A 26,462-nucleotide genomic window follows, 5' to 3' on the forward strand; every position below is an offset into this window, starting at 1 on the left:
TCCACGCGCGCGTGGGGCCCCTTCCCGCTGCCCTCAGCGCAACTCCGCCCGGAACACCGCCGGGGTCTGGTCCGTGTGCTGGTGGAAGAACTTGGAGAAGTTCGCGGCGTCGGGGAAGCCGACCGCCGCGCCGACCCGGCCGATCGGCAGCTCGGTGTGGGCGAGGAGCCGCTTGGCCTCCAGGACGACGCGCTTGTCGATGAAGGCCTTGGGGGTGTCGCCGGTGGCCGCGCGGACCGCGCGGACCAGGGTGCGCCGGGAGTAACCGAGGGCGTCGGCGTAGGCGCTGACGCTGTGGTTGGTGGCGAAGTCCCGCTCCACCGCGTCCCGGAAGAGGGTGAAGGTGGAGTCGGACCGCTGTCGTACGGACTCCGCGCTCGCGGCCAGGTGGGCGAGCCGCAGCAGGAACGCCGTCAGCGAGTGGCGCAGCACGGCGGTGTGCAGGCTGAGCGGCAGGGTGGCCGTGTCCTCGTACTCGCGCCGCAGTTGGCCGAGCGAGTCCCGCAGACCGGCGAGTTCCGCCGGGTCGGGTCTCAGCAGCGGCGGCAGGTCGTAGCGGTACAGGCCGGTGGCCTCCACGGTCGCGCGGGGCAGGAAGCCCGGCTGCATGGTGAGCACGGTTCCGCGGTACTCGCTGGTCGGTGAGAACCGGTGGACCTGCCCCGGGCGGATCCACAGCAGGTCCCCGGCCGTGGCCTCGTACTCGGTGAAGTCGACCATGTGCCGGACCGGGCCCTCGCCGAAGAGCATCACGACATGGAAGTCGATGCGGTGCACGCGCTCCAGCGGCGCGTCGGCGTGCCAGGTGCGGCCGGTGCCCATCGGGCCGACCTGCATGCCGACACCGCCGACGCTCAGCTCGACCGGGAAGGGGAACGTATCGATCCCGTCGCCGCCCTGGAGGTCTCTGTCCGCCATATCCGCCATGTCCGCCTCGTGCCGCCGCGTTCGCGCGCCGCGCCGCCGCCTGGTGTCCCACTTTCACCACAGGCTGGCACACGGCGACCTTCCTTCCATTAAGTCAGACTTTTAGTTTTGTACGCGTCAGACCAGCCACTTCGCTCCCATCGAGGACTTCTTGAAGATGAGCACGCAGACAGCGGACAGCTTCGAATGGACCGAACTCGACCGGCGTGCCGTCGACACCGCCCGGCTGCTGGCCGCGGATGCCGTCCAGCGGGTCGGCAACGGCCATCCCGGCACCGCGATGAGCCTGGCGCCGGCCGCCTACACGATCTTTCAGAAGGTGATGCGCCACGACCCCGCCGACCCGGAGTGGGCCGGCCGTGACCGCTTCGTCCTCTCCCCCGGTCACACCTCGCTGACCCTCTACACGCAGCTGTACCTCGCGGGCTACGAGCTGGAGCTGGACGACCTGAAGGCCTTCCGCACGCACGGCTCCCGGACCCCCGGGCACCCCGAGTACGGGCACACCGCGGGTGTGGAGACCACCACGGGCCCGCTCGGCCAGGGCGCAGCGAACGCGGTCGGCATGGCGATGGCCGCCCGTTACGAGCGCGGCCTGTTCGACCCGGAGGCCCCGCGGGGCGAGTCGCCCTTCGACCACACGATCTGGGCGATCGTCTCCGACGGCGACCTCCAGGAGGGCGTCTCCGCCGAGGCCTCCTCGCTGGCCGGCCACCAGAAGCTCGGCAACCTGGTCTTCCTCTACGACGACAACCACATCTCCATCGAGGGCGACACCGCGACCGCATTCTCCGAGGACGTGCTGAAGCGCTACGAGGCGTACGGCTGGCACGTGCAGCGCATCGAGCCGCGGGACGACGGTGACGTCGACGTGCGCGCGCTGTACGCGGCGCTGAAGGCGGCTCAGGCCGAGACCGAACGGCCCTCGATCATCGCGATGCGCACGATCATCGCCTGGCCCGCACCGAACGCGCGGAACACCGAGGCCTCGCACGGCTCGGCGCTCGGCGTGGACGAGGTCGCCGCCACCAAGCGCGTCCTCGGCTTCGACCCGGAGCAGAGCTTCGCGGTCGCCGACGAGGTGCTGGCCCACACCCGCGGGGCCCTGGACCGGGGCGCCGAGGCGCACGCCGCCTGGGACAAGCGGATCGTCGCCTGGCGCGGCGAGAACCCGGAGCGCGCCGTCACCTTCGACCGGGTCAGCAAGGGCGAGCTGCCCGCGGGCTGGGAGGACGCCCTGCCGGTGTTCGAGCCCGGCAAGGCGGTCGCCACCCGCGCCGCGTCCGGCAAGGTGCTCCAGGCCCTCGGCGGGATCATCCCCGAGCTGTGGGGCGGCTCGGCCGACCTGGCGGGCTCCAACAACACCACGATCGACAAGACCAGCTCCTTCCTGCCCACGGGCAACCCGCTGCCGGAGGCCGACCCCTACGGCCGGACGGTCCACTTCGGCATCCGCGAGTTCTCCATGGCCGCGGAGATGAACGGCATCGCGCTGCACGGCAACACGCGCGTCTACGGCGGCACCTTCCTGGTGTTCTCCGACTACATGCGCAACGCCGTCCGTATGTCGGCCCTGATGCAGCTGCCGGTGACGTACGTCTGGACGCACGACTCCATCGGCCTGGGCGAGGACGGCCCGACCCACCAGCCGGTGGAGCACCTGGCCGCGCTGCGGGCGATCCCGGGCCTGAACGTCGTCCGTCCGGCCGACGCCAACGAGACCGCCGTCGCCTGGGCCGAGATCCTGCGACGGCACTCCACCGACCCGGCCCCGCACGGCTTCGCGCTCACCCGCCAGGGCGTGCCGACGTACGAGCCGGACCCGGAGGCGGCGCGTGGCGGTTACGTGCGGTTCGAGGCGGAAGGCGGCGAGCCCCAGGTGATCCTGATCGCCACCGGTTCCGAGGTGCACGTCGCCGCCGAAGCCCGCGAGCGCCTCCAGGCGGCGGGCGTACCCACCCGCGTCGTGTCGATGCCGTCCGTGGAGTGGTTCGAGGAGCAGCCGCGCGCGTACCGCGACCGCGTCCTGCCGCCGTCCGTGAAGGCCCGGGTCGCGGTCGAGGCCGGCATCGGCCTGACCTGGTACCGGTTCGTGGGGGACGCGGGACGCATCGTCTCCCTGGAGCACTTCGGCGCCTCCGCCGACGCGAAGACCCTGTTCGCCGAGTACGGCTTCACCCCCGAGAACGTCGTCGCCGCGGCCCGCGAGTCCCTCGCCGCCGTGCGCGGCTGATCCGAAAGCCCCCGAAAGAAGTTGATCACTGTGACCGAAGCGACCGCGAGCGCGGGAGCACTCAAGCGCCTGTCCGACGAGGGCGTGTCGATCTGGCTGGACGACCTGTCCCGCCGGCGGATCGAGTCCGGCGACCTGGCCGAGCTCGTCGCCACGAGGAACGTCGTCGGTGTCACCACCAACCCGTCCATCTTCCAGGCCGCCATCGGCTCCGGCGAAGGCTATGAGGAGCAGCTCGCGGACCTGGCGGTGCGGGGCGTCACCGTCGACGAGGCCGTCCGCATGATGACGACCGCCGACGTCCGGGCCGCCGCCGACGTCCTGCGGCCGGTGTACGACGCCACCGGCGGCCGGGACGGCCGGGTGTCCATCGAGGTCGACCCGCGCCTGGCCCACGACACGACGGCGACCGTCGCCGAGGCCCGGCAGCTGGCCTGGCTGGTGGACCGCCCCAACGTGATGATCAAGATCCCGGCGACGAAGGCCGGCCTGCCGGCGATCACCGAGGTGATCGGCGCGGGCATCAGTGTGAACGTGACGCTGATCTTCTCGCTGGAGCGCTACCGCGAGGTGATGGACGCCTACCTCGCCGGGCTGGAGAAGGCCCAGGCGGCGGGTCGGGAGCTGTCCGCCATCCACTCGGTCGCCTCCTTCTTCGTCTCCCGCGTCGACTCCGAGATCGACAAGCGCCTCACGCTGCTGGGCACGGACGAGGCCCTCGCCCTCAGGGGCAGGGCGGCGCTGGCCAACGCGCGGCTGGCCTACGAGGCGTACGAGGAGGTCTTCGCCGGGGCACGCTGGCAGGCCCTGGGAGGCGCCCGGGCGAACCGGCAGCGCCCCCTTTGGGCCTCCACCGGTGTGAAGGACCCCGCCTACAAGGACACCCTGTACGTGGACGAGCTGGTCGCCCCCGGCACGGTCAACACGATGCCGGAGGCCACGCTGAACGCCGTCGCCGACCACGGCGGCGTCCAGGGCGACACCGTCACCGGCGGTTACGCCCAGGCGCGCGCCGACCTGGCGGCCGTGGCGCGGCTCGGCATTGCATACGACGAGGTGGTGCGGCAACTGGAGTACGAGGGCGTGGCCAAGTTCGAGGTGGCCTGGCAGGACCTGCTGGACGCGGTCACCAAGTCCCTGAACAGCAAGGGAGTTGACGCGGAATGAGCGAGGGGATCCCTCAGACGGCCGAACAGGAGACCAAGGGGACCAAGGAGGACAAGGAGGCCCGGGCCGCCCAGGAGGCGGCCGGGGTGGAGCAGACCGGGGTGAGCGGCCACGCCGCCCCGCCCGCGCAGCACGGCGACCCCGACTTCACCAACCCGCTGCGTGATGCCCAGGACCGCCGTCTGCCCAGGATCGCCGGCCCCTCCGGGCTCGTCATCTTCGGCGTGACCGGCGACCTGTCCCGCAAGAAGCTGATGCCGGCCGTGTACGACCTGGCCAACCGCGGTCTGCTGCCGCCGGGCTTCTCGCTGGTGGGCTTCGCCCGCCGGGACTGGGAGGACCAGGACTTCGCGCAGGTGGTGCACGACGCGGTCCGTGAGCACGCCCGGACCCCGTTCCGCGAGGAGGTCTGGCAGCAGCTCTCCGAGGGCATGCGGTTCATCCCGGGCGACTTCGACGACGACACGGCGTTCAAGCAGCTGCGCTCGGCCGTCGACGAGCTGGACGCCTCCCGGGGCACCGGCGGCAACTACGCCTTCTACCTCTCGGTGCCGCCCAAGTTCTTCCCCAAGGTCGTCCAGCAGCTGAAGAAGCACGGGCTGGCGGGCGCCCCCGGGGACTCCTGGCGCCGCGCGGTCATCGAGAAGCCGTTCGGGCACGATCTGAAGTCGGCCGAGGAGCTCAACTCGATCGTGCACGACGTGTTCGATCCCGAGCAGGTCTTCCGCATCGACCACTACCTCGGCAAGGAGACCGTCCAGAACATCCTGGCGCTGCGTTTCGCCAACCAGATGTTCGAGCCGATCTGGAACCGGTCGTACGTCGACCACGTGCAGATCACGATGGCCGAGGACATCGGCATCGGCGGCCGGGCCGGGTACTACGACGGCATCGGCGCCGCCCGCGACGTCATCCAGAACCACCTGCTCCAGCTGATGGCGCTCACCGCCATGGAGGAGCCGGCCGCCTTCGACGCGGCGTCGCTGCTCACCGAGAAGCTGAAGGTGCTCCGGGCGGTGCGGCTGCCGGAGGACCTGGGCCGGCACACCGTGCGCGGGCAGTACGCGGCGGCCTGGCAGGGCGGCACGAAGGTCAGCGGGTACCTGGAGGAGGAGGGCATCGACCAGGCCTCCACGACCGACACGTACGCCGCGGTCAAGCTCCAGGTCGACAACCGCCGCTGGGCGGGCGTCCCGTTCTACCTGCGCACCGGCAAGCGGCTCGGCCGCCGGGTGACGGAGATCGCCGTGGTCTTCCAGCGGGCCCCGCACTCCCCCTTCGACTCCACCGCGACCGAGGAGCTGGGCTCCAACGCGATCGTCATCCGCGTCCAGCCGGACGAGGGCATGACGGTCCGGTTCGGCTCGAAGGTGCCGGGCACGTCGATGGAGATCCGGGACGTGACGATGGACTTCGCCTACGGCGAGTCGTTCACCGAATCGAGCCCCGAGGCGTACGAACGGCTGATCCTTGACGTGCTCCTGGGCGACGCCAACCTGTTCCCCCGTCACCAGGAAGTGGAAGAGTCCTGGAAGATCCTCGACCCGATCGAGCAGTACTGGGCCACGCACGGCCGGCCCGCGCAGTACGCCTCGGGCAGTTGGGGACCCGCGGAAGCCGACGAGATGCTCGCACGAGACGGACGGAGCTGGCGCAGGCCATGAAGATCGACCTGACCGACACCACGGCAAGCAAGATCAACAAGGCGCTGGTGCAGGGCCGCCGCGCCATCGGCACACCGGCCGTGGGCATGGTCCTGACGATGGTGATCGTCACGGACGAGGAGAACGCCTACGACTCGATCAAGGCGGCCGAGGAGGCCTCGCACGAGCACCCCTCGCGCACCCTGGTCGTCATCAAGCGCCAGGCCCGCACCCCGCGGGACCGCACCCAGTCCCGGCTGGACGCCGAGGTCCGGGTGGGCGCCGACGCGGGCACCGGCGAGACGGTGGTGCTGCGCACCTACGGCGAGGTGTCCGACCACGCCGACTCGGTGGTGCTGCCGCTGCTGCTGCCGGACGCGCCCGTGGTGGTCTGGTGGCCGGTGGAGGCGCCGGAGGTGCCCTCGAAGGACCCGCTCGGGGCACTGGCCCAGCGGCGAATCACCGACCTGTACGCGGTCGACAACCCCCTGGAGGCGCTCCAGACCCGGGTCCGCTCCTACGCGCCCGGCGACACCGACCTCGCCTGGACCCGGCTGACGCCCTGGCGTTCGATGCTGGCGGCGGCGCTGGACCAGGCCCGGGCGCGGGTCATCTCGGCGGCCGTGGAGGCCGAGGCCGACAACCCGGCCGCCGAGCTGCTGGCCCGCTGGCTGGAGGCCCGGCTGCACGTCCGGGTCGACCGCGTGGTCACCGCCGGGCCGGTCGTGACGGCCGTCCGCCTGGGCACGGAGCGGGGCGAGATCGTCATCGACCGCCCCGAGGGGCCGCTGGCGACGCTGACCCTGCCGGGCCAGCCCCCCCGGACCCTCGCACTGAAGGTCCGTGCCACCTCCGAACTCATCGCCGAGGAGCTCCGGCGCCTCGACGCGGACGAGATGTACGCCATCGCCCTGAACGGCGAGGCAACCGAGGAGACCCCCGCTCATGTCTGACCCGCTGTCCGACTCCCCCGAGCTCACGCGGCGGCCCGAGTGGACCGCCCTGGAGGACCACCGCAAGGAAGCCCTGCCGCAGCCGGACCTGCGCGACCTGTTCGCGGCGGACCCGGGGCGCGCCGAGCGCTACGTCGTGCGCGTGGGCGATCTGCGGATCGACTACTCCAAGCACCTGGTCACGGACGAGACGCTGGCCCTGCTCCAGGAGCTGGCCACCGCCACCGACGTGTTCGGGCTGCGCGACGCGATGTTCCGCGGCGAGAGGATCAACACCACCGAGAACCGGGCCGTGCTGCACACCGCCCTGCGGGCGCCGCGCGACGCGGTGGTCGAGGTCGACGGCGAGAACGTCGTCCCGAGGGTGCACGCCGTGCTCGACAAGATGACCGAATTCGCCGACCGGGTCCGCTCCGGCGCGTGGACCGGCCACACCGGCAAGCGCATCCGCAACGTCGTCAACATCGGCATCGGCGGCTCGGACCTGGGCCCGGCGATGGCGTACGAGGCGCTGCGGCCGTTCACGGACCGCTCGATGACGTTCCGCTTCGTGTCGAACGTGGACGGCTCCGATCTGCACGAGGCGGTCCGCGACCTGGATCCGGCGGAGACGCTGTTCATCGTCGCCTCCAAGACCTTCACCACGATCGAGACCATCACCAACGCGACCTCGGCGCGCTCCTGGCTGCTGAGCGGTCTCGGGGGCGACGAGAAGGCCGTGGCCAAGCACTTCGTCGCCCTGTCGACGAACGCCGAGAAGGTCGCCGCGTTCGGCATCGACACCGACAACATGTTCGAGTTCTGGGACTGGGTCGGCGGCCGCTACTCGTACGACTCCGCGATCGGCCTGTCCCTGATGATCGCCATCGGACCGGACCGGTTCCGGGAGATGCTGGACGGATTCCGCATCGTCGACGAGCACTTCCGCAACGCCCCCGCGGAGGCCAACGCCCCGCTCATCATGGGTCTGCTGGGCATCTGGTACGGCAACTTCCACGACGCCCAGTCGCACGCGGTGCTGCCGTACAGCCACTACCTGTCGAAGTTCACCGCCTACCTCCAGCAGCTCGACATGGAGTCCAACGGCAAGTCGGTGGACCGCGCCGGGCGTCCTGTCCGGTGGCAGACGGGGCCGGTGGTGTGGGGCACGCCGGGCACCAACGGGCAGCACGCCTACTACCAGCTCATCCACCAGGGCACGAAGCTGATCCCGGCCGACCTGATCGGCTTCGCCCGGCCGGTCGCCGAGCTGAGCGACGAGCTCAAGGCGCAGCACGACCTGCTGATGGCCAACCTGTTCGCGCAGGGGCAGGCGCTCGCCTTCGGCAAGACCGCCGAGGAGGTGCGGGCCGAGGGCGTGCCCGAGGAGCAGGTCCCGCACCGCACCTTCAAGGGGAACCACCCCACCACGACGATCCTGGCCACCGAACTGACCCCGTCGGTCCTGGGCCAGCTGGTCGCCCTCTACGAGCACAAGGTGTTCGTGCAGGGCGCGGTCTGGAACATCGACTCCTTCGACCAGTGGGGCGTCGAACTCGGCAAGGTCCTCGCCAAGCGCGTCGAGCCCGCCCTGACCGAGGGCGCCGACGTCCCCGGTCTCGACCCGTCCACGGCCGCGCTGGTGGCCGCCTACCGCAATCTTCGGGAAGTGAACTGACATGCAGATCGGTCTTGTGGGTCTCGGCAAGATGGGCGCCAACATGCGCGAGCGCCTGCGCAACGCCGGCCACACCGTCGTCGGCTACGACACCGACCCCGAGAAGTCCGACGTCGCCAGCCTGGCCGACCTCGTGAACGCGCTGGACGCGCCGCGCACGGTCTGGGTCATGGTCCCGGCCGGCGCCCCCACCCAGCACGTCATCGACCAGCTGGGGTACCTCCTCAAGCCGTGGGACACGGTCGTCGACGGCGGCAACTCCCGTTGGACGGACGACGAGAAGCACGCCGAGGAGCTGAGCAAGCACGGCATCGGCTTCGTCGACGCGGGCGTCTCCGGCGGTGTGTGGGGGCTGAAGAACGGCTACGCCCTGATGGTCGGCGGCGAGAAGGAGCACGTCGACCGGTTGCAGCCGATCTTCGAGGCGCTCAAGCCGGAGGGCCCGTACGGCTACGTCCACGCGGGCAAGGTGGGCGCCGGGCACTTCGCGAAGATGGTCCACAACGGCATCGAGTACGCCATGATGCAGGCCTACGCCGAGGGCTGGGAGCTGCTGGAGGCCGTGGACTCGGTGGACAACGTCCGCGAGGTGTTCCGCTCCTGGCAGGACGGCACCGTCATCCGGTCCTGGCTGCTCGACCTCGCGGTCAACGCGCTCGACCAGGACGAGCACCTGGAGAACCTCCGGGGATTCGCCCAGGACTCCGGCGAGGGCCGCTGGACCGTGGAGGCCGCGATCGACAACTCCGTGCCGCTGCCCGCGATCACCGCCTCCCTCTTCTCCCGGTTCGCCTCCCGGCAGGACGACTCGCCGCAGATGAAGATGATCGCGGCGCTGCGCAACCAGTTCGGCGGGCACGCCGTCGAAGCCGCGAAGAAGGCGTAGCACTGTGGGAGATCTGCTGCTGGTCCGCCACGGCGAGACGGAGTGGAGCCGGAGCGGACAGCACACCAGCTTCACCGACCTGCCCCTCACCCCACGCGGTGAGGAGCAGGCCAGGTCGCTGGCCCCGCTCCTGGCCGGGCGCGATTTCGCACTGGTCCTCACCAGCCCCCTCGGCCGCGCCCGGCGCACCGCCGAACTGGCGGGTCTGACGGGCGCCGGCCGGGAGGCGGACCTGCACGAGTGGCACTACGGCGCCTACGAGGGCGTCACCACCGAGGAGATACACCTCACCCGCCCCGACTGGAACCTGTGGACCGACGGCGCGCCGCCCGGCGCCGACGGCAGTCCGGGCGAGTCCCCGGACGAGGTCGGCAAGCGCGCCGACCGGGTGCTGGCCCGGGTGACGGCGGCGCTGCCCGAGGGCGATGTGATGCTGGTGGCCCACGGCCACTTCCTGCGCGTCCTGACGGCCCGCCGGCTGGGTCTGACAGCGGCCGAGGGACGGCTGTTCCGCCTGGAGACGGGCACGGTCAGCCGGCTCTCCACCGAGCACGGGCGACCGGTGATCGAGGAGTGGAACGCGCGGGCGTAACCCGCCCCGGCCGGGGGCGGGTTGACAGCCCCCGGCCGGGACGTCAGAGTCCCCGCTGATGGAGATCGACAACATGACACCCGCCGAGGAGCGGGTGTGGCGCGCCTTTCCGCGCGGCCAGGACGTGGACTTCCGGGGGCCGGCGGACGAGTATCCGGAGCGAGGCGCGGACTGGGGACCCGAGCGGACCGTACGCGCGTCCGTGTTACGGGCCCTGCTGCTGAGCGCGCCCCAGGAGGACGGTGAGACAGCCGCCCTGAGGCTGGCGGGCGCGCGGATCACCGGGGTGCTCAGCCTCCAGTACGGCGAGATCGACCACGCCGTCCGCCTGAGCGACTGCTACTTCGAGGACGTCCCCGTGCTGTACGCGGCGCGGCTGCGCCAGCTCAACCTGCGTGGTTCCGTCCTGCCCGGCCTGGACGCCGCCACCGTACGGGTGGACGGCGTGCTGCGCATGACGGACTGTCTGTTCGACGGGCCCGTACGGCTCGGCGGGGCGCAGATCGCCGGGGCGCTGTTCATGGACGGGGCCGGCATCGACGCGCTGCCCGCCGGTCAGCCGGCGCTCCAGCTCAACCACGTGACCGTGGGGGACGGCCTGTCGGCGCCGGGTCTGCGGGCCCGGGGCGAGGTGCGTCTGACGGGCGCGTCGGTCGCCGGGTCGATCACCCTCAACGAGGCCCGGCTGGAAACCGAGGCGGGTGAGGTCGCCCTGGACGCGGAGACGCTCGCGGTGGAGGGCGACGTCCTCCTGCGCGGCGTGGACGTGCGCGGCTGGATAGGCCTGCGCGGTGCCCGTGTCGCGGGGCGTCTCGACCTGTCGCACGCGCGCCTGTCCAATCCCGGGGACGCGGCGCTGCGCGCGAGCAGCTGCACCGTCGGGGAGCTCTGGGTGCGCAGGAGCCCGCCCATGGAGGGCACCCTCAACCTGCGCCGCACCCACCTGGACGTGCTGTTCCTGGAACCGGAGGCGGTGCCGGAGGAGGTCCTGCTCGACAGCCTCGTCTACACCTCCCTCTCCCCGCACGAACCCGCGGAGCGCCGCCTGGAGATGCTGGAGCGGGACGGCGAGGGCTACGTCCCGCACGCCTACGAGCAGTTGACAGCCGCCTACCGCCGGATCGGCGACGACCGGGCCGCCCGCCTCGTCCAGCTCGCCAAGCAACGCCGCCACCGCGGCACCCTGCCCTGGTACGGCCGGCTGTGGGGCTACGTGCAGGACGCCACCGTCGGCTACGGCTTCCGCCCGCTGCGGGCCGCGGCCTGGCTGGTGTCGCTGCTCGTGATCGGCTCCGTCACCTACGCACTGCACCACCCGCGGCCGCTGAAGGCGGACGAGGCCCCGGAGTTCAACCCGGTGTTCTACACGTTCGACCTGCTGCTGCCGGTGATCTCCTTCGGGCAGGAGGGAGCGTTCGCCCCCACCGGCGGGTACCAGTGGCTCGCCTACGCCCTCGTGCTCACGGGCTGGCTCCTCGCCACCACCGTCGTCACCGGCATCACCCGGACCGTCAGCCGCCAGTGAGCGCCCGCACCGTGTGCTGGGCCGCCAGCCGTACCGGGGCGTTGGCGGCGCCGTAGCCCCGGTAGCCGTCGTCACGCTGGACCAGTTCGAAGAAGACGCGGCCGACGGTGCGGGTGTAGCAGTGCAGGAAGCCGCCGTGGGGGTCGCGGTCGTAGAGGATGCCGAGGTCGCGATAGGTCTCCAGCGCCCCGTCGGGGAGCTCGAAGCGGGCGGCGAGGTCGTCGTAGTAGTTCGCCGGGACCGGCAGGAGGCTGCCGCCGGTGTCGCGGAAGCGGCGGGCCGCGGCGACCACGTCGTCGGTGGCCAGGGCGATGTGCTGGGCGTGCACGGTGTCGTCCGTGGGCGCGGCTCCGACGGTGAGGGCGATCCGGACGCTGCCGTCGGCGTTGGTGACGGCGCGGCTGCGCAGCAGGCCGTAGGGGTCGGCGACGTCCACGCTCTCCTGGCCGTGCAGGCCGAGCACACCGCGGTGGAAGAGGGCCGCCTCGTCGAAGTGGTGCCAGGGCTGGGTGAGGGCGAGGTGGTCGATGCGGCGGATGCCCGCCGGCGCGCTCTCCTCGCCCGTGTCCTCGAAGTCGGCCCGCCAGTCGGGCAGGTCCGGGCGGCCGGTGGCGCAGAAGAACAGCTCCGTGCCGTCGGGGGCGGCGACCGCGTCGAGCGGGGCGTCCCCGGGTGCCCGGCGGCGGGGCAGGACGGGAGCCAGCAGCGCCTCGGCTCGCCGGGCCGCCGCGGCGGGGTCCGGTGACTCGAGGCCGATGGCGGCGAGCTGGGTGCCGTCGCGGCGGACGGCGGGCCCGGTGTTGACGAGGATCCGGGCGTCCCCCTGCTCCCACAGGGCGACGGGCTTGCCGCGATGGCGGGCGGTGCGGGTGAATCCCAGGGCGCCGAGCAGCGCGGTGAGGGGTTCGGCGTCGGGCGTGACCAGCTCGGCGAAGGCGACGCCGGTGGGGACGACCGGCTCGGGCAGCGGCGCCCGGCCCACGGCTTCCTGGAGGACCAGCAGGGAGCGCCGGGCGTCGACGGCGGTCGGGCCGGCCTCGGCCTGCCGGAAGACGTCGTTGAAGACCTCCAGCGAGAGCGGGCCGTCGTAGCCGGTGGCCAGGACGTGCCGCAGCAGCCCGGCGACGTCGAAGCCGCCCTGGCCGGGGAAGCAGCGGTAGTGGCGGCTCCACTGGAGGACGTCCATGGCGAGCAGCGGGGCGTCCGCGAGCTGGAGGAAGAAGATCTTCTCGCCGGGGATGTCCTCGATGCCCTTGGGGTCCGAGCCGCGGGACAGGATGTGGAAGCTGTCGAGGCAGGTACCGAGGGCGGGGTGATCGGCCGACTCGACGATGCGCCAGGCGTGGTCGTACGTGCTGACGTGGCGGCCCCAGGCGAGCGCCTCGTAGGCCACCCGGACGCCGGAGTCCCGGGCGAGGTCGGCGAGGCGGCTCAGCTGCTCGGCGGCCAGGGCGTCGTCGTCCACCGCGAGCGGGGAGACGCTGGAGCAGACGAGGACCGTGTCGGCGCCGAGCCTGCGCATCAGCTCGAACTTGTGCCGGGCCCGCCGCAGGTTCCGGGCGAACTCGTCCTCGGGGACGGCCTCGATGTCCCGCATCGGCTGGAAGAGCTCGACGGTGAGGCCGAGGTCGGCGCAGCGGGCGCGGACCTCCTCGGGGGTGAGGGGACTGGCCAGCAGGTCGTTCTCGAAGATCTCCACCCCGTCGAAGCCGGCCCCGGCGGCGGCTGTGAGCTTCTCGGTGAGGGATCCGCTGAGGGAAACGGTGGCGATGGACGTACGCACGTCGGTACCTCTCGCTGGGCGGCTTCTGTCTAGTTCCGTGCCCCTATGGCCCCGGCCAGTTCGGTCAGGTCGGCCAGCATGCGTGCGGCGTCGGGTTCCCGGCCGGTGAACAGACGGAACGCGTCGGCGGCCTGGAAGGCGGCCATGCCGCCGCCGTCGAGGGTGGCGCAGCCCAGCGCGCGGGCGGTGCGCAGCAGTTCGGTCTCCAGCGGGCGGTAGACCACCTCGGCGACCCAGAGCCCGGGGCGGAGCAGCTCGGCGGGCAGGGGCAGGCCGGGGTGGGCGGCCATGCCGGTCGGTGTGGCGTGCACGATGCCGTCGGCGTGGGCGAGCAGCTCGGCCTGCCGGTCCGGGGAGGCGGCGGCCGCGCGCCCCGGCCCGAAGGCGCGGTTCAGGGACTCGGCCAGGGCGGCGGCCCGCTCGGGCAGGGCGTCGACGAGGGTGATCCGCTCGGCGCCGAGGGTCAGCGTGGCGTGTGCGACGGCCGCGCCCGCCCCGCCGGCGCCCAGCTGGACGACCCGTTCCAGGGGCGCGTCGGGCAGCCCCCGCGCGAAGGACGCGGCGAAGCCGGTGACGTCGGTGTTGTGGCCGACGGCGCGGCCGTCCTCGAAGACGACGGTGTTGACCGCGCCCAGTGCCTCGGCCTGCGGGGCGAGGGCGTCCAGGTGCTCGATGACGAGCTGTTTGCAGGGGTGCGTGATGTTGAGCCCGTCGAAGCCGAGGTCGCGGGCGGCGCTCACCAGCTCGCCCACCGCCTCCGGCGGCACACCGAGTGTCTCGATGTCGATCAGCCGGTACAGCAGGCGCAGTCCCTGCCGGTCGGCCTCCCCCTCGTGCAGCGCCGGGCTGAGTGACGGACCGATGCCGGAACCGATCAGTCCGACGAGATACGAGTCCTTGGGCACGCGGGCCTCCCGAGCGGCTCACTAATGTACGAACTAGTACGTTAGCTATATCAGCCGGGTGCGGGCTCGGGAAGACCCCGTGGGCGGACGGGCCCCGGCTTCTACAATCACCGGCACCGGCCCCTCCGCCCGAAGGAACCTGATGACCAGCGTCGAAGAACCGGCCCGTCCTGGCGAGCGCGAGCGCGTCCGTGACGCCGCCCGCACCCAGGCCGAGATCCTCGACGTGGCCACGCAGGAGTTCGCCCGGGCCGGCTACGACGGGGCCCGGGTGGACGAGATCGCCGCCCGCACCCGCACCACGAAGCGGATGATCTACTACTACTTCGGCGGCAAGGAACAGCTGTTCACCACCGTGCTGGAGCGGGCCTACACCGTCATCCGCGAGGCCGAGCAGGAGCTCGACGTCGAGCATCTGGACCCGGTGGCGGCCATCCGGCGCCTGGCCGAGGTGACCTTCGACCACCACGAGCAGCACCCGGACTTCATCCGCCTGGTCAGCATCGAGAACATCCACGAGGCGCACCACATCGCGGCTTCCGAGAAGCTCGGGCGGATCGGCTCCCCCGCCCTGGACGTGATCCGCCGCATCCTGGCGGAGGGCCGCAGGTCGGGGCTGTTCACGGCCGAGGTCGACGCAGTCGACCTGCACGCGATGATCTCCTCGTTCTGCTTCTTCCGGGTCTCCAACCGGCACACCTTCGGCGCGCTGTTCGGCCGCGACCTGGTCGACCCGGCGCAGCGCACGCACTACCGCACCATGCTGGGCGACATGGTGATCGCGTACCTCACGGCGGAGCGCGCCTCGGACTGAGATGGCCGACGCGCGACCCCTTGACACCGGCGGCACCCGGGCGCAGCATCACTGGCCATCCCCTACTAACTACCCAGTGGGTTAATTAGCCGCGATCCGGCCGTCCCCCTCCGCACCGTCCTTTCGCTCACTCCACCTGGGGTGGAGCCCCTTAAGGAGCCGCCGTGTCCGTCCCCGCCACGCCCCGAGGGGCCGCCGCCCCGCCCGGTCAGCCCAGGAAAGCCGCGACCGCCGCCTGGGTCGGCAGCGCGCTGGAGTACTACGACTTCTTCATCTACGGCAGCGCCGCCGCGCTGATCTTCCCCGAGGTTTTCTTCGACGAGTCCGACCCGGCCACGGCGACGCTGCTGTCGCTGGCCACCTTCGGCGTCGCGTACGCCGCCCGCCCGGTCGGCGCGCTGGTGCTCGGGCACTTCGGGGACAAGCTCGGCCGCAAGAAGATCATGGTCTTCACGCTGATGCTGATGGGCCTGTCGACGTTCCTCATCGGCTGTCTGCCGACCCGGGCCCAGGTCGGCACCCTCGCGCCGGTCCTGCTGGTGCTGTGCCGGGTGCTCCAGGGCATCTCGGCGGCGGGCGAGCAGGCCAGCGCCAACTCCATGACGCTGGAGCACGCGCCGCCGGGCCGGCGCGGCTTCTTCACCAGCTTCACCCTCAGCGGCACCCAGGGCGGCCAGCTGCTGGCCACGCTGGTCTTCATCCCGATCGCCGCGCTGCCCGAGGAGCAGTTGCTGTCCTGGGGCTGGCGGGTGCCCTTCTGGCTGAGCGTCGCGGTCGCCGTCGTCGGCTACGTCATCCGCCGCAAGCTGGACGAGACCCCCGCCTTCGCCCAGCAGGCCGCCGAGGAGGGTGTCGTCAAACTGCCGCTCGCGGTGCTGCTGCGCGAGCACTGGGCGGACGTGCTGCGGGTGATCGCGGGCGCGCTCATCGCCTCGGTCAGCACGATCTTCACGGTGTGGGCGCTGGCGTACGCCACGAGCGACGCGGTCGGCATGTCGCGCACCGCCATGCTGTGGGTGGGGGCCCTGGCCAACGTCGTGGCGCTCGCCGCGATCCCGCTGTGGGCCACCCTGGCCGACCGGATCGGCCGCCGCCCGGTGTTCCTGATCGGCGCGGCCGGCAGCGCGGTGACGATGTTCCTGTACCTGTGGGCGGTCTCCACCGGCTCCTACCCGCTGACCTTCCTGACGGGCATCCTCTGCTTCGGCGTGGTGTACAGCGCCGCGAACGGCGTGTGGCCGGCCTTCTACGGCGAGATGTTCACAACCCGGGTGCGGCTGTCCGGGGTGGCCATCGGCACGCAGATCGGTTTCGCGGCGGCCGGCTTCGCGGTGACGTTCGCCGCGCGGATCGCCGGCCCGGACGGCGACGACTGGTCGGCGGTGGCCCTGTTCACGGCGGCGCTGTGCGTGCCGCCGGTCATCGCCGCGCTGTCGGCTCGTGAGACGCACCGGGTTCCGACGGAGCAGCTCGGGGAGCGCACCACCCGGGAGGCCGGTCAGCCGGAGAAGGTGACGGCCTGACCGCCTGAGGGCCGCAGGCGGTGCCGGGCCGGTGCCCGGCACCCGCCTCAGGACTTGGTGTGCACGATCTGGATCAGATTGCCGCAGGTGTCGTCCAGGACCGCGCTGGTGATGGGGCCCATCTCCAGTGGCTCCTGGACGAACCGCACGCCGAGACCGCGCAGCCGCTCGAACTCCGCGTGCACGTCGTCCACGGCGAACGAGGCGGCCGGGATGCCGTCCTCCACCAGCGCCGTCTTGTACGGCTGCACCGCGGGGTGCCCCGAGGGTTCGAGGAGCAGCTCGGTCCCGTCGAGGTCCTCCGGTGAGACCACGGTGAGCCACCGGTCCGTCCCCACCGGGACGTCGTGCTTCTTCACGAAGCCCAGCACGTCGGTGTAGAAGCGCCGCGCCTTCTCCTGGTCGTCGACGAAGACGCTGGTGATGTGGATCCTCATACGCCGGCCTCCGGTGGGTCGGTCCTGAGCCATCGGTTCATGACGCGCTCAAGGGGTTCGGTGTTCAGGTCGTGGAACTTGTAGCGGCCCTGGCGCCGTGAAACGACCAGACCCGCCGATTCCAGCACGGCCAGATGCTGGCTGATCGCCTGGCGTGACAACCCCAGACCGTGCTTGGTCACCAGCCGCGTGCAGATCTCGAACAGGCTCTGACCGTCCCGTTCGGCCAGCTCATCGAGGATGCGCCGGCGGGTGGGATCGGCCAGCGCCTTGAAGACATCCTCCGACATGACCTCACGATAGGCAAGTGGCGACTTGCCTATCAAGTCCCGCACCGGGATGAGGTCTGAGGCGGCCCGCGTGGGGTATGCCGGACCTCACCTCGACGAGCGCGACGGAGGAAGATCGATGGCACAGCTGCGACAAGAGGCCGATCCGGGTGAGGCCGGGCTGGATCCGCGGGCGCTGGGCCGCCTGGACCGGCACTTCGCCGCTCTGGTGGACGAGGGGCGTCTGCCGGGCTTCCTCGTCTCCGTGGCCCGGGGCGGACGCGTCGCCCACCTCACCACGCACGGCCTGCGCGACATCGCGGCCGGGCTGCCCGTCGAGCCCGGCACGCTGTGGCGGATGTACTCCATGACGAAGCCGGTCACCGCGGTGGCCGCCCTGCTGCTGGTGGAGGAGGGCCGGCTGTCGCTGGACGATCCGGTCGCCGACCATCTGCCCGCCTTCGCCGACCCGCGGGTGTACGAGGGCGGGTCCGGTGCCGACGTCCGGACCCGTCCGGCCGACGGCCCGATACTCGTCCGGCATCTGATGACCCACACCTCGGGCCTGACCTTCGGCTTCTACCACACCCATCCCGTCGACGCCCTGTACCGCGAGGCCGGTCTGGAGTCGTCGGTGCCGCCGGGCGCGGACCTGGCGGAGACCATCGAGGTGTACGCGAGTCTGCCGCTGCAGTTCGAGCCGGGGACGCAGTGGAACTACTCGGTGGCGAGCAATGTCCTGGGCCGGATCATCGAGGTGGTGTCCGGGCAGCCGCTCGACGTGTTCTGCGCCGAGCGGATCTTCGGGCCGCTGGGGATGACGGACGCGGGGTTCCACGTCAATGAGCAGCAGGCGCCCCGGCTGTCCGAGATGTACGGGGAGAAGGAGGGCGGCGGCATAGCGCCGGCCCCCGGGCTGCCGCTGCGCGGCGGGCGGCCGCGGTTCCTGTCCGGCAGTGGCGGCATGGTGGCCTCCGCCCACGACTACCACCGCTTCATGGAGCTGCTGCGCCGCCGGGGCGAGCTCGACGGCGTCCGTCTCCTCGCCCCGGGCACCGTGGACCTGATGACCCGCAACCAGCTGCCCGGCGGTGCCGACCTGCGCGCCTTCGGGAGCCGTCCCGCCCACGACGAGCCCGGCAACGCGGGTGTCGGCTTCGGCCTCAACGTCTCCGTGGTGATCGACCCGTCCCGCACGCAGGCACCGTCCGCACTCGGCGCCTACGGCTGGAGCGGGGTCGCCACGACGACCTTCTGGGTCGACCCGGGCCGCGACCTGACGGTGCAGTTCCTGACGCAGGTACGGCCCAGGTCGTCGCACACGGTGTTCCGCGACCTCAAGCGGCTGGTGCACGAGGCGGTGACGGACTGAGGCCCGTCACCGCTCGGCCTGGAGCGTGAACTCGACCCCTTCCTCGGCGAGTTCACGCAGCCACTGCTCGGATCGTGCCGCCGTCTCCGCGGCCCTGTTCAGGCCCGGCGGCAGGGAGCCGTCCAGGACGTGGCGGACACCGAGGGCCAGGGTGCGCGAGACGCAGCGGGCCATCGCGCTCTCCCGCGCGTCGCCCACCAGGTCCAGGAGGTAACCGCCCGACCACGTCCGGCCCGTTCCGGCCCGCACGTCCAGCGACACGGCGAGCACGACCCGGTCGCGGTCGTCCTCCGTGGTGGGGTAGGCGGCGGCCAGCTCCCGGGCCAGGGCGGCGATCCGGGCGTCGTCGCCGGCCTTCAGCTCCTCGAAGACGCCGTCCCAGGCACGCAGCCAGCCCTCCAGGCGCAGGGTGCCCCGCACGAACGTCCGCGGCGTCCAGGCGTCCGGCAGCCCGTACTGCGCGACGAACGGGACGCTGTCGCGGTTCGGGTAGACCTCGAACGTCTCCCCTCCGACCAGGTGCCGCCGGGTCGCCTCCCAGGGACGGCCGGCGACCGTCTGGGCCCCGTCCTCGATGTAACGGGCCGGGGAACGAAGGGCGTTGAGGACCCCTGCGGGGGCCCAGCTGAAGCGGTACGTGAAGTCGTTGGGGACGGCCGGGACACCGCCGCAGTACGACGTCAGGGTGTACGAGGCGGGCGTCCCGTCGCCGATCGCCTCCCGGGCCCGGGCCACCAGGGCGTGGGCGAAGAGGTGGTCGATGCCCGGGTCGAGCCCGGCCTCGGTGAGGACGACGACCCCGGCCTTCTCGGCGGCCGGCACCTGCTCCAGCACCGCCTCGGACACATAGCTGGAGCAGGCGAAGTGCGCCCCCAGCCGTACGCATTCTGCGAGCAGGGGCGCGTGCTCCGGCGCGGGCAGCATGGACACGACGACGTCGCCGGGCGCCAGTTCGGCGGTCAGCGCGGCGAGGGTGTAGGCGCGGGGCTCGGCGCGTCCGGCGAGGCCGAGCCGGTCGAGGGCGTCGGCGGCGCGGCTCTCGGTGCGGTGCCAGAGTCGTACGCGGGGGGCGGTGTCGCACAGCGCGGCCAGGCCGCTGCCCGTGGACAGGCCGGCGCCGATCCAGTGGACGGTGCCGCTCGCGGGTACCGGGTCAATGGTCATGGAACTCCCCCTTGTCGAGCCCGTGTTCACGGGTGGCCTGGCGGAACCGGTCCAGGCAGTGCCCCCAGGGACCGGTGACACCGAAGTCGAGCAGGTGGGGCAGCAGGGCGGCCGAGAAGTCGGTGCTGGACTCCAGTGGCAGCAGGGAGGGCAGGTTGTCGATGGCGATCAGGTCGAGCGGGGGTTCCTTGCGCAGCCGGCGGACGGGCTCGTCCCAGTCGGTGGTGTCGTCGTAGACCGGGAGGACGTTGAGCGGGGAGCCGACGTCGCACGTCACGTCGCACAGGGTGCGCAGGCGGCGGTCCGGGCTGTCGAGGTCCTGTTCCCGCAGGAAGGGCGGGACGGGGCTGGTGGCGAGCACCGCGTTGACCATCACGTCGTGCCGCAGCAGGGCGCCGCGGTCCAGGTCGCGGGTCTCGGCGAGGTCCCAGCAGGTCGGGTCGGCGCCGGCGGCGGCGAAGGCCGTGCGGGCGCCGCGGCCGCTGCGGCCCAGGGCGCCGATGACGAGGCCGGTGAACGCGGCGTCGCCCGGGGCGGGCCGCAGCGTCTCGTCCAGGTCCTCCTTCGTCGTGGGCACGAGCGGTGCCCGCAGCCGGCCCCGGTGCTGGAGCACCGCCAGGGCCGCGCCCAGGTAGCCGGCCCAGTACCCGAAGGCGGCGAGGCGCCGCCCGGTGTCGTCCACCAGGTATTCGAGGTCGAACAGCGTCCCGCCCCCGGCGGCGAACCGGCGCAGCAGGTCGCCCGCTCCCGGCTGGCCCTTGTAGGCGTGGCCGAAGAAGATGTGCCGGTGGGTCAGCTCGGCCGGATCCTCGGGCAGTTCCTTGAGGCCCAGCACCACGGCGTCCCGCGGCGCCGACACCCAGGAGCCCGCGGGGGCGACAGGGCAGCCGGCCGCCTCGTACTCCCCGATCGGGAAGACGCGCTGCGGGGACTCCTCGACGGTCAGTGTCACGCCGTCGTCGACGAGCCGCCGGGCGTCGTCGGGCACGATCGGTGTGCGTCGCTCGGTCGTTCGGGCCTCGTGGCGCAGCCACAGATGGAGCTCGGTCATCCCGGGTGGGCCTCCGGACGTGAGGCGCCGGCCACTGACGGGCCGGCGCTCAAGGGGCGGACGTCCACGAAGCGTACGCGGCCCACCCACGGGTGGCGCACGAATTCGCCCAGGTCACGTCGCGGGAACCGGAATCGGTCCCGCACCGGAGGAGGAGCGTCTCAGGAGGAGCTGACCACCGCGTCCAGATGGGGCAGGTGGTGGTCGAGGCGCTCCCGCTTGGTCCTCAGATACGTGATGTTGTTCTCGCACGGCGGGATCAGCAGCGGCACCTGCTCGGCGACGCTGATGCCGTGGCTCACCAGTGCCTCGCGCTTGCGGGGGTTGTTGGACATCAGGCGGACGGACTTCACACCCAGGTCGTCCAGGATCCGGGCGGCCACCCCGTAGTCGCGGGCGTCGACCGGCAGGCCGAGCGCGAGGTTGGCCTCGACCGTGTCCAGACCCTCCGCCTGCAGGGCCATCGCGCGCAGCTTGGCGAGCAGGCCGATGCCGCGGCCCTCATGCCCTCTGAGGTAGACGACGACGCCGGCGCCCTCGGAGACGACCGCGCGCAGGGCGGCGTCCAACTGGTCGCCGCACTCGCAGTGCTGGGAGCCGAAGGCGTCGCCGGTCAGGCACTCCGAGTGCAGCCGGATGAGGACGTCGTCCGGGCCGATCTCGCCGTAGACCAGCGCGACCTGTTCGTCACCGCGGTCGTGGTCCATGTAGCCGATCGCCTGGAATTTCCCGTACACGGTGGGCAGGGGGGCATTCACGACGCGTTCCACGCCGGTCCGCTGCGGTGCCTTCTTGCCGAGTACGCCAATGTTGTCTGTCATGATTCTCGAGTTCCTAAGCAGAGACGAAAGGCCGTGACGTTATGAGTGATCTGGTGCCGGCAGACACCACGGAAGACGTACGGACGCGAGGTGCCGGCGTCTCACGGCAGGTCGCGGTGCTTCCCGTGGGGAGTTTCGAGCAGCACGGCCCGTATCTTCCGCTGGCGACCGACACGCTGGTGGCCTGTGCCGTCGCGCGGGAGATTACCGGCGCGTACCCGGTACACCTCCTTCCTCCGGTGACGATCTCGTGCTCGCACGAGCACGCGGGCTGGCCGGGGACCGTCAGCATCTCCTCGGTGACCCTTCATGCGGTGGTACGGGACATAGCGGCTTCGCTCCGCCGGTCGGGCGTCGACGCCCTGGTGGTGGTCAACGGGCACGGCGGAAACTACGTGCTGGGCAACGTCGTTCAGGAGTCGTCCGCCCGCGGCGAGCGGATGGCGCTCTTCCCGGCCGCGGAGGACTGGGAGGCGGCGCGTGAGCGGGCGGGTGTGGTCACCTCGCTGCTCACCGACATGCACGCGGGGGAAATTGAAACCTCCATCCTTCTGCACGCTCATCCCGAAATGCTCCGACCCGGTTATGAGACCTCCGATTTCGTCGCTGACGACCGGCGTCATCTGCTCACCCTCGGCATGTCCGGCTATACCGATTCCGGTGTCATCGGCCGTCCTTCGCTGGGTTCGGCGGAAAAGGGGAAGGAACTCCTGGCGAGTCTGGCGGATTCCTTCGGGGCGTATTTCTCGTTGCTGACCTCCGACGCGTAGTCACGCCCCGGCGCGTGGCCGGGTCCCGGGTCCGGAGCGGCGGACCCGGACTCCGCGCGCAGCCCCGCGTACCAGCGGGCGACGAGCACGACGAGGCCGGGCAGGCTCGCCACGAGGCTGAGTACGCCGTAGACGACCGCGACGGCCAGTCCCCGGCCCGCGCCGAGGCCGGCGGCGCCGAACGCCCAGGCGGTGACGCCCTCCCTCGGCCCCCAGCCGCCGACGTTCAGCGGCAGGCCCATCGCGAGCAGCGCGAGGACCGCGAGCGGCATCAGGACAGCCACGGAGGCGGCGACTCCGGCCACGCGGGCAGCGAGTACGAACATGGCGACGTAACCTGCCAGAACGACCACGGAGCTGACAATGACCCCGGGCCCGTTGCGGCGGGACACCAGCCCTTCCCGTGCCTCGGCGAGCGTGCCGCGCAGGGCCCGGCCCCGCCGGGAGGGTGACGCCCGGTTCATGCGCAGGGCGAGGACGACGGCGAGGGCGCCGAGGGCGGCCAGGACCGCGAGCGGGGCGACGTGCCGGGCCTCGGCGAGCACCGGGGACGGCATCGTCAGCAGGATCACGGCCCCGGCGGCGAACAGCGCGAGCTGCCCGGCCGCCCGTTCGAGCACGACGGCCTTCACGCCCCGCCGCACGTCCCCCTCGCTCTGCCCGTGCCGCACCGCCCGGTGCACGTCACCGAGGATGCCGCCGGGCAGGGCCGCGTTGAGGAACAGCGCACGGTAGTAGTCGGCGACGGCGGGCCCGAGCGGCAGCCGGATCCGGAGCCCCCGGGCCACGAGCGCCCACCGCCAGGCACTGCACACGGTGGTGACGAGCCCGATCCCGAGCGCGAGAAGCAGCGCCCCTGCGTCGATCCGCCGCAGCCCGTCCAGGAAGACTCCGGTACCGAGGCGCCAGAACAGCACGCCGAGGATGGCGACTCCGGCGAGGGTCCCGAGGTGCGTACGGGCCTTGCGGGAGCCGATCCGGGCCAGGACGGCGCGGACCGGGCCGGGCGACGGGGAAGCGGCGCGGGGGCCGGGGCCCTCCGCGTCGGTCACGGACGGCGAGGCCTCGAAGTCGTCGGCGGTGCTGCCCGACGGCTCGGCGACTGCCGTTGCCGAGGCACCGGGCTCCTCGATCGGACCCCGGTCGCCGCCGGTCTCCGGCAGCCGGGTGCTCTCGGCGAAGGCCGGTCGTGGACGTGTTCCCGTCGCCTGGGGGCTCATGACGCTCCGCCCGCCGGGCGGACCAGAGCGAGGAGGTCCGTGTGGTGGACGGTGACGCGCAACTCGCCCGCGGCGCAGGCCGCCAGGCGGTCGGCCAGGTAGGCGTCGGCCGCGGCGCGCAGATCGGGGCGTTGTTCGACGGCGGCGCCGACCCAGCCGCGCAGCCACTGTTCCGTGAGCGCCGCCTGGCCGGGGCCGAGCCGCCAGGGGCTCGGATGCAGCCGTACCGTCGCGCCGTTCTCTGAGAACGCCTCGGCCGCCGCCGTGACCGCGTCGGGGCCGAGCAGGCCGTCGCGGCGCTGGTGGTCGTTGAACGCCTGGCCTATCGCCGCGTCCAGGGGGTGGGAGGGGGTCAGCTCCACGCGCCCGGCGACGGACAGCGTCAGCAGCGCGGGGCAGCCGGCTCCGGCGCAGGCGGCGGCGAGGGTGTGGATCTCCTCGCGGGTGAGCACGTCCAGCAGTGCGGACGCCGTCACCAGGGACGCGCCGTGCAGGGCGTCCGGCGTGAGGCGGGCGATGTCGCCGCGCCGGGTCTCCACCGTGACCCGGCTGCCGTCGGCGGCGGAGCGCGGGGAGGCGACCGCGGCGAAGTGCAGCAGGTAGGGGTCCCGGTCGTGCAGGATCCAGTGCTGGGCACCGTCCAGGCAGGGCGCGAGCCAGCGGCCCATTGAGCCGGTGCCGCAGCCCAGGTCGTGGATGACGACGCCGCCCGACTTGCCCGGCAGGTTGGCCAGCCGGATGCGCAGCGGGTCGAGCAGGTCGTGCGCCCGTGCGGCGGCGTCGGCGGGCTCCCGCAGCTCCAGCCACTCGGGGGCGTAACGGGGCGGGTCCTCCGGCCCGGCCTCGCGCAGCTTCACGGTGGGGCGCGAGGCGGGCTTGCCGCTGGGGCCGGCGCCCGGTATGACGGCGGCGCCCGAGGCGGCGTCACCCGCCCCCGGTATGACGGCGTCCCCCCGCGGCCCGGGCTGGGGCGGGATCGCCCCGTTCTGCTGGGTCGTCACCGGATTCGTCATGCGGCCCTCCGGGGGTCGGTCGGGAGCCGGCGCAGTACTCCCGCCAGGCTCTGTGCGGTCGTCGCCCAGCCGTCGAGGGCGGCGCGGCGGCTGCGGGCGGCGGCCTTGAGGCGGCGGCGCACGTCCGCCTCACCGAACCAGCCGCGCAGTTCCGCGGCGATGGCGGCGGAGTTCTCCGGCGGCACGAGGATGCCGGGCATACCACCGTCGGGGGCACGGCCGACCGCCTCGGGGAGTCCGCCGACGTCGGTGGCCATGACCGGGATGCCCCGGGCCAGTGCCTCGGTGACGGCCATGCCGTACGTCTCGGCGTACGAGGTGAGGACCATGAGATCGGCCTTGGCGTAACTGGCGTCGAGCGCGGCACCGGACTGCGGGCCCGCCAGTTCCAGCCGGTCCTCCAGTCCGTGCTTGCTGATGAGGGACCGCAGATGGGCGACGTACTCCGGGTCCTGGGTGAGGCCGCCGACGCACACGCAGCTCCAGGGCAGGTCGGTCACCGTGGCCAGCGCCTCCACCAGCCGGTGCTGCCCCTTGCGCGGGGTCACGGCGGCCACGCACAGCAGCCGCGAGACGCCGTCGGTGCCGGGGGCCAGGGGCGCGATGTCCGCCCCGGGGGCCGCGACGTGGACCCGCTCCGGGGGCAGGCCGTGGTGGGAGACCAGCCGGCGGACCGCCCAGTCGCTGGTGGCGATCACCGCAGGCACCGCCCGCAGCACCGCCCGCTCCCTCGCGTCCAGTTCGGCGGCCACCACCGGGTCGAGCCCCGTCTCGTCACCGAGCGGGAGATGGACGAGGACGGCCATGCGCAATCGTTCCGCCTCGGGCACGACGATCTCCGGCACTCCGCAGGCCACCAGGCCGTCGAGCAGGACGACGGCATCGTCGGGCAAGCCGCTCAGCGCGCGGGCGAGTTCCGTACGGGCCGCCGCTCCCGGCCTGGGCCAGTCACCGGCCACCGCGTGCTTGGTCACCTGCCATCCAAAACCGGGCAGGTCCAGGCACACACGCCGGTCGTAGGCGTTGCCGCCGCTGGGTGCCGCCGGGTCGTCGACGCCGCCCGGCAGCACGAAGTGCACGGTGCGCAGGGACATGGGGATGATCTCGGCGTTCTTCAGGGCGGCGTGCTGCACCGGAACGTAGTTCAGGCGCGCCGGTCCGGTCTGTCCGGGCCGCTCGATCGTCGTGTCGGTCACAGCGCACGCTCGTAACTCGCCCAGGCGATGTGCGACTCGTGCAGGCTGACGGTCAGGCCCGCGAGGCCCTTGGCGCCCTCGCCCAGCGCACCCTTGTGGATCCGCTCGGCGAGCCGGTCGGCGATGACCTTGGCCAGGAACTCCGTGGAGGTGTTCACCCCCGCGAAATCGGGCTCGTTGTCGAGGTTGCGGTAGTTCAGCTCGCTGACGACCGCCCCGAGTTCCTGAGTGGCCAGCCCGATGTCGACGACGATGTTGTCCTCGTCCAGCTGCTCGCGCCGGAACGTGGCGTCCACGAGGAACGTGGCCCCGTGCAGGCGCTGTGCCGGCCCGAAGACCTCGCCGCGGAAGCTGTGGGCGATCATGATGTGATCGCGGACGGTGATGCTGAACAACGGACGACCCTCCAGGTGCGGCGCGTCTGCTCCCCCGCTGTTTGCTGCGGGGGATGCCGGGTAATACGGCTCCTTTCCTTCCCCTGTTCAGCCTCGGGTACGTCTTTTCTCAGGTCAGGCGCTCTTGTCGGGACGATGTCGACATT

At 72.2% G+C, this 26,462-nt stretch carries 23 protein-coding genes and 1 pseudogene; 12 read left to right on the forward strand and 12 right to left on the reverse strand.

The genetic code is table 11. The features are described from left to right. Window positions 1-33 precede the first annotated feature (33 nt). Window positions 34-918 carry a helix-turn-helix domain-containing protein gene (locus ABEA82_RS21235; RefSeq protein WP_425588543.1) on the reverse strand — a complete coding sequence of 295 codons (885 nt, stop codon included), beginning with the start codon at window positions 916-918 and terminating at the stop codon, window positions 34-36. A gap of 166 nt (window positions 919-1,084) precedes the next feature. Between ABEA82_RS21235 and tkt the strand changes: the two genes are divergently transcribed. From tkt to ABEA82_RS21275, 8 genes are read left to right on the forward strand one after another with little or no spacing between them, the layout of a single operon-like run. Next, complete coding sequence (tkt, locus tag ABEA82_RS21240) at window positions 1,085-3,160, forward strand: transketolase (RefSeq protein WP_345663153.1); 2,076 nt, start codon at window positions 1,085-1,087, stop codon at window positions 3,158-3,160. Between the two features lie 21 nt (window positions 3,161-3,181). Further along, window positions 3,182-4,327: a transaldolase gene (tal, locus tag ABEA82_RS21245; protein ID WP_345663154.1), complete on the forward strand. Its 1,146-nt coding sequence runs from the start codon at window positions 3,182-3,184 to the stop codon at window positions 4,325-4,327. Then, a complete protein-coding gene (gene zwf / locus ABEA82_RS21250; RefSeq protein ID WP_345663155.1) occupies window positions 4,324-5,991 on the forward strand; it encodes a glucose-6-phosphate dehydrogenase in 1,668 nt (555 codons plus the stop codon). Before tal ends, zwf begins: the two co-directional genes overlap by 4 nt. Further along, entirely contained in the window at window positions 5,988-6,923 is a 936-nt protein-coding gene (gene opcA / locus ABEA82_RS21255) for a glucose-6-phosphate dehydrogenase assembly protein OpcA (protein WP_345663156.1), read from the forward strand. Before zwf ends, opcA begins: the two co-directional genes overlap by 4 nt. Before the next feature lie 4 nt (window positions 6,924-6,927). Beyond that, the gene (pgi, locus tag ABEA82_RS21260) at window positions 6,928-8,580 is read left to right on the forward strand and encodes a glucose-6-phosphate isomerase (RefSeq protein ID WP_345663475.1); all 1,653 of its coding nucleotides are present in this window, start codon (window positions 6,928-6,930) and stop codon (window positions 8,578-8,580) included. A 1-nt stretch (window position 8,581) separates the two neighbouring features. Beyond that, entirely contained in the window at window positions 8,582-9,466 is an 885-nt protein-coding gene (gnd, locus tag ABEA82_RS21265; RefSeq protein ID WP_345663157.1) for a phosphogluconate dehydrogenase (NAD(+)-dependent, decarboxylating), read from the forward strand. A 4-nt stretch (window positions 9,467-9,470) separates the two neighbouring features. Then, window positions 9,471-10,058 (forward strand): histidine phosphatase family protein, encoded by a 588-nt coding sequence (locus ABEA82_RS21270; RefSeq protein WP_345663158.1) that lies wholly within the window; start codon window positions 9,471-9,473, stop codon window positions 10,056-10,058. 58 nt (window positions 10,059-10,116) lie between these two features. Further along, window positions 10,117-11,583: a membrane-associated oxidoreductase gene (locus tag ABEA82_RS21275; RefSeq protein WP_345663159.1), complete on the forward strand. Its 1,467-nt coding sequence runs from the start codon at window positions 10,117-10,119 to the stop codon at window positions 11,581-11,583. On the opposite strand, the gene ABEA82_RS21280 is transcribed toward ABEA82_RS21275, so the two are convergent. Both ABEA82_RS21280 and ABEA82_RS21285 read right to left on the reverse strand, forming a co-directional pair. Then, entirely contained in the window at window positions 11,570-13,366 is a 1,797-nt protein-coding gene (locus ABEA82_RS21280) for a bifunctional sugar phosphate isomerase/epimerase/4-hydroxyphenylpyruvate dioxygenase family protein (protein ID WP_345663160.1), read from the reverse strand. The genes ABEA82_RS21275 and ABEA82_RS21280 overlap by 14 nt on opposite strands. 29 nt (window positions 13,367-13,395) lie before the next feature. After that, window positions 13,396-14,271, reverse strand: a complete 876-nt coding sequence (locus tag ABEA82_RS21285) for a shikimate dehydrogenase (RefSeq protein ID WP_345663161.1) — start codon at window positions 14,269-14,271, stop codon at window positions 13,396-13,398. A 142-nt stretch (window positions 14,272-14,413) separates the two neighbouring features. Between ABEA82_RS21285 and ABEA82_RS21290 the strand changes: the two genes are divergently transcribed. Then, window positions 14,414-15,085, forward strand: coding sequence for a TetR/AcrR family transcriptional regulator (locus tag ABEA82_RS21290; RefSeq protein ID WP_345663162.1), 672 nt, complete (start codon window positions 14,414-14,416; stop codon window positions 15,083-15,085). 164 nt (window positions 15,086-15,249) lie between these two features. Continuing rightward, window positions 15,250-16,608 carry an MFS transporter gene (locus ABEA82_RS21295; RefSeq protein WP_345663163.1) on the forward strand — a complete coding sequence of 453 codons (1,359 nt, stop codon included), beginning with the start codon at window positions 15,250-15,252 and terminating at the stop codon, window positions 16,606-16,608. A 47-nt stretch (window positions 16,609-16,655) separates the two neighbouring features. On the opposite strand, the gene ABEA82_RS21300 is transcribed toward ABEA82_RS21295, so the two are convergent. Both ABEA82_RS21300 and ABEA82_RS21305 read right to left on the reverse strand, forming a co-directional pair. Continuing rightward, window positions 16,656-17,045 (reverse strand): VOC family protein, encoded by a 390-nt coding sequence (locus ABEA82_RS21300; RefSeq protein ID WP_345663164.1) that lies wholly within the window; start codon window positions 17,043-17,045, stop codon window positions 16,656-16,658. Further along, on the reverse strand, window positions 17,042-17,335 hold the full coding sequence (locus ABEA82_RS21305; protein WP_345663165.1) for an ArsR/SmtB family transcription factor: 294 nt from the start codon (window positions 17,333-17,335) through the stop codon (window positions 17,042-17,044). The genes ABEA82_RS21300 and ABEA82_RS21305 overlap by 4 nt, the downstream gene beginning before the upstream one ends. A 118-nt stretch (window positions 17,336-17,453) precedes the next feature. Between ABEA82_RS21305 and ABEA82_RS21310 the strand changes: the two genes are divergently transcribed. Further along, window positions 17,454-18,686, forward strand: a complete 1,233-nt coding sequence (locus ABEA82_RS21310) for a serine hydrolase domain-containing protein (protein WP_345663166.1) — start codon at window positions 17,454-17,456, stop codon at window positions 18,684-18,686. A 6-nt stretch (window positions 18,687-18,692) separates the two neighbouring features. Here ABEA82_RS21310 and ABEA82_RS21315 read toward each other — a convergent pair whose 3' ends face one another. The 3 genes from ABEA82_RS21315 to ribA all read right to left on the reverse strand — a co-directional run bounded on the left by ABEA82_RS21315 (window position 18,693) and on the right by ribA (window position 21,722). Further along, the gene (locus ABEA82_RS21315; protein ID WP_345663167.1) at window positions 18,693-19,850 is read right to left on the reverse strand and encodes a saccharopine dehydrogenase family protein; all 1,158 of its coding nucleotides are present in this window, start codon (window positions 19,848-19,850) and stop codon (window positions 18,693-18,695) included. Further along, window positions 19,840-20,901: a saccharopine dehydrogenase gene (locus tag ABEA82_RS21320; RefSeq protein ID WP_345663168.1), complete on the reverse strand. Its 1,062-nt coding sequence runs from the start codon at window positions 20,899-20,901 to the stop codon at window positions 19,840-19,842. The genes ABEA82_RS21315 and ABEA82_RS21320 overlap by 11 nt, the downstream gene beginning before the upstream one ends. Before the next feature lie 161 nt (window positions 20,902-21,062). Continuing rightward, window positions 21,063-21,722 (reverse strand): GTP cyclohydrolase II, encoded by a 660-nt coding sequence (gene ribA / locus ABEA82_RS21325; protein ID WP_345663169.1) that lies wholly within the window; start codon window positions 21,720-21,722, stop codon window positions 21,063-21,065. Between the two features lie 41 nt (window positions 21,723-21,763). Here ribA and ABEA82_RS21330 point away from each other — a divergent pair, with 41 nt between their 5' ends. Next, window positions 21,764-22,492 (forward strand): creatininase family protein, encoded by a 729-nt coding sequence (locus ABEA82_RS21330; RefSeq protein ID WP_345663170.1) that lies wholly within the window; start codon window positions 21,764-21,766, stop codon window positions 22,490-22,492. A gap of 158 nt (window positions 22,493-22,650) precedes the next feature. Here the strand turns inward: ABEA82_RS21330 and ABEA82_RS21335 are convergent. The 4 genes and pseudogenes from ABEA82_RS21335 to ABEA82_RS21350 all read right to left on the reverse strand — a co-directional run. Continuing rightward, a pseudogene (locus ABEA82_RS21335) lies at window positions 22,651-23,712 on the reverse strand (lysylphosphatidylglycerol synthase transmembrane domain-containing protein); the annotation flags it as partial. Next, window positions 23,709-24,725: a class I SAM-dependent methyltransferase gene (locus ABEA82_RS21340; RefSeq protein ID WP_345663171.1), complete on the reverse strand. Its 1,017-nt coding sequence runs from the start codon at window positions 24,723-24,725 to the stop codon at window positions 23,709-23,711. The gene ABEA82_RS21340 and the pseudogene ABEA82_RS21335, both read right to left, overlap by 4 nt. Then, entirely contained in the window at window positions 24,722-25,921 is a 1,200-nt protein-coding gene (locus ABEA82_RS21345) for a glycosyltransferase family 4 protein (protein WP_345663172.1), read from the reverse strand. The genes ABEA82_RS21340 and ABEA82_RS21345 overlap by 4 nt, the downstream gene beginning before the upstream one ends. Continuing rightward, entirely contained in the window at window positions 25,918-26,316 is a 399-nt protein-coding gene (locus ABEA82_RS21350) for a 6-pyruvoyl trahydropterin synthase family protein (protein WP_039934123.1), read from the reverse strand. Before ABEA82_RS21350 ends, ABEA82_RS21345 begins: the two co-directional genes overlap by 4 nt. Window positions 26,317-26,462: the final 146 nt, after the last annotated feature.

The sequence above is a fragment of the Streptomyces venetus genome (assembly GCF_039540295.1).
GTDB classification, from domain to species: Bacteria; Actinomycetota; Actinomycetes; order Streptomycetales; family Streptomycetaceae; genus Streptomyces; species Streptomyces venetus.

What these genes read in the sequence shown, in the direction of transcription:
- ABEA82_RS21235 (WP_425588543.1), bottom strand. Translation starts at nt 918, where the DNA reads ATGGCGGACAGAGACCTCCAGGGCGGCGACGGGATCGATACGTTCCCC.
- tkt (WP_345663153.1), top strand. Translation starts at nt 1,085, where the DNA reads ATGAGCACGCAGACAGCGGACAGCTTCGAATGGACCGAACTCGACCGG.
- zwf (WP_345663155.1), top strand. Translation starts at nt 4,324, where the DNA reads ATGAGCGAGGGGATCCCTCAGACGGCCGAACAGGAGACCAAGGGGACC.
- opcA (WP_345663156.1), top strand. Translation starts at nt 5,988, where the DNA reads ATGAAGATCGACCTGACCGACACCACGGCAAGCAAGATCAACAAGGCG.
- gnd (WP_345663157.1), top strand. Translation starts at nt 8,582, where the DNA reads ATGCAGATCGGTCTTGTGGGTCTCGGCAAGATGGGCGCCAACATGCGC.
- ABEA82_RS21275 (WP_345663159.1), top strand. Translation starts at nt 10,117, where the DNA reads ATGGAGATCGACAACATGACACCCGCCGAGGAGCGGGTGTGGCGCGCC.
- ABEA82_RS21290 (WP_345663162.1), top strand. Translation starts at nt 14,414, where the DNA reads ATGACCAGCGTCGAAGAACCGGCCCGTCCTGGCGAGCGCGAGCGCGTC.
- ABEA82_RS21300 (WP_345663164.1), bottom strand. Translation starts at nt 17,045, where the DNA reads ATGAGGATCCACATCACCAGCGTCTTCGTCGACGACCAGGAGAAGGCG.
- ABEA82_RS21305 (WP_345663165.1), bottom strand. Translation starts at nt 17,335, where the DNA reads ATGTCGGAGGATGTCTTCAAGGCGCTGGCCGATCCCACCCGCCGGCGC.
- ABEA82_RS21310 (WP_345663166.1), top strand. Translation starts at nt 17,454, where the DNA reads ATGGCACAGCTGCGACAAGAGGCCGATCCGGGTGAGGCCGGGCTGGAT.
- ABEA82_RS21315 (WP_345663167.1), bottom strand. Translation starts at nt 19,850, where the DNA reads ATGACCATTGACCCGGTACCCGCGAGCGGCACCGTCCACTGGATCGGC.
- ABEA82_RS21320 (WP_345663168.1), bottom strand. Translation starts at nt 20,901, where the DNA reads ATGACCGAGCTCCATCTGTGGCTGCGCCACGAGGCCCGAACGACCGAG.
- ribA (WP_345663169.1), bottom strand. Translation starts at nt 21,722, where the DNA reads ATGACAGACAACATTGGCGTACTCGGCAAGAAGGCACCGCAGCGGACC.
- ABEA82_RS21330 (WP_345663170.1), top strand. Translation starts at nt 21,764, where the DNA reads ATGAGTGATCTGGTGCCGGCAGACACCACGGAAGACGTACGGACGCGA.
- ABEA82_RS21340 (WP_345663171.1), bottom strand. Translation starts at nt 24,725, where the DNA reads ATGACGAATCCGGTGACGACCCAGCAGAACGGGGCGATCCCGCCCCAG.